This window comes from Streptomyces pseudoechinosporeus (genome assembly GCF_054783935.1).
In genome coordinates, this window is record NZ_BAAGPS010000012.1 from 1 (window position 1) to 2,007 (window position 2,007).

The 2,007-nt window shown below is 70.4% G+C and carries 1 protein-coding gene; it reads right to left on the reverse strand.

What is annotated here, in order from left to right; genetic code table 11:
- Positions 1-418: 418 nt before the first annotated feature.
- Entirely contained in the window at positions 419-1,465 is a 1,047-nt protein-coding gene (locus ACYVO6_RS17655) for a hypothetical protein (protein WP_461062336.1), read from the reverse strand.
- Between the last annotated feature and the right edge of the window lie 542 nt (positions 1,466-2,007).

A 2,007-nucleotide genomic window follows, 5' to 3' on the forward strand; every position in this document is an offset into this window, starting at 1 on the left:
AGGCGCAAGCACGGTTCTGAGGGGGCTGGGGCCCGGTGACGGGCCCCAGCTACCCGACTGCCGCTGCACGTCCGAGTCTTCGACTGCGACGAGTGCCCGCTCGTGATGGACCGGGACGAGAACGCAGCACACAACCTCGCCGCTCTCGCGGCGGCCGCAACAACAGGTACCGGAGTGGCCGGAGACCTGGACGCCGTGAAGGCGTCGAAGCCTCGTGGAGCCGACCGTAAGACCCGCGCCACCCGGCCCGGCCGCAAGGCCGGGCCGGGGCGGGCAGGTAGCGCAACCTTGCCGCACCAGCGGCGGGAGGAAGCGAGAGACCGTACTCAAGCCGAAGCCCTCACGCTTTGGTGATGTGACGGACCATCCGGGCCGAAAGGCCCGGATGGCCGAGAGCCACTGAGGCTCTCGGCAACGGTTACAGCGGGATGCGTGACTGGGCGGCGGAGATGACCGGCTCGCGTTGGCGGTGGCGCTGCTCGTACTCCGCCACCTGGCGGGCCACGCCCAGGGAAACGTTCTGCAGCTCGGCCATGATCTGGCTGGGGTCCATGGTGTCGTAGCCGGGCCACGGTTCGCTGCCGCGCAGTTGCTCGATCGCGTCCAGGACCGCGTCCCGGTTCGCGTGGGCCCGCTCGTAGCCCTCGATCACCGTCAGGTCGGACTGTGACAGCGGGCGCAGCCGCTTGTTGATCTCGTCGAGGCCGAGCCGGCCGTACCCGGGGATCGGCAAGTCCTTCTCCCGGGTCACCGCGCCCTGTACCTCTTCGGCCATCCGGGTCACCCCCGGCATCTCGCGGACCACGCCCTTGGCGGCGGACCTGGTCTGCCGGCCGCTGGTCTGGACGGCATCCCGTAGCCGGTCGACAGTCGTCCGCACCACGTGCATGAGCTCGTCTCGCATGCTGCCGTCGTGCTGTGGGCCGAAGCCGTTGCTCCCGGCCGCCACGGCCCGCGCGTGCGCGGCGACGCTGTCCTCCAGCGTCTGCAGCAGCTCCTGGTCCTGGCGGCGCAGCGAACCGAGCAGGTCGGCGGCGGCCTGGTCCTGGATCTCTTCGGCGATGCTCTCCCCGGCCCGGGACGCGGCCAGCGCCCGGGCCGCGGCCGTGAACTCGTTCTCGGCGTTCTTCAGCAGCCGCCGCTCATCGGCCGGACCGCGCAGCAGCCCGGTCAGGAGCGACGACCCGATCGTCAGCGGGAGCATGGCCGTACGCAGGGCGCTGCGGGAGATGAGCCCCGCCATGTCGACCGTGCTGCCGAGCAGGCTGCGCGGACGCGTTTCGCGTACGTGATGCTCGATCCGCTGAAGGCTGTCCAGGACCTCGGCGACCTGGCGCTCCAGCATCTGGCGGTACGGGCCCGGAGGCGTAACCGTCACATCCGCCCGGAACCGGTCGGCGACTGCGGCATGGGTCTGCCGGGCATCTTCCAGCGCCGGTGCCAGCGCCTGTGTCATCACTGCCATGTGCTACTCCCTGAGTGGGGGATCGGGCGGCTGTCCGCCGCACGCGGGAAACGGCTGCTCGTCGGCCTTCCACGGCCGGCAATCGAAACCATCCTGCGAGACCCCCACCGCGAACGCCCGGCGAGCGGCATTCGGCGGAGCGGCACCGCACGGCTCGGTGGCCCGCCTGGTGCGGACATCGCACGCCGTGCCACACCTGCCGGATTACTCCATACGGGTGACGACGGCGCCGCCGTCGCGGCGCCTGTGCGGTGACAGCGGCGTCGGCGGTCCGCGTGCGTAGGGAGAAGTCCGCGTGCATAGGGAGAAGAAGGAGATATGCGTACGAAGGAAGAAGGCGGCGGTGGCGAATTCTCGCCCCCTTCCCGGGCGTGAAGTGCTGCGTCAGCTTCTGACGCCCCTTCACGGGGCACAGTCACCTCAGGCACCATCGACCTCACCACCTCTACACATAAGGGCGCCTGATGGAGGGTCCGGGGAGACCCTGCGTAACCTCGCCGGTACGCAGTAGGTTCGGGAGCAGAACGCGCGCGGCCAGGGGG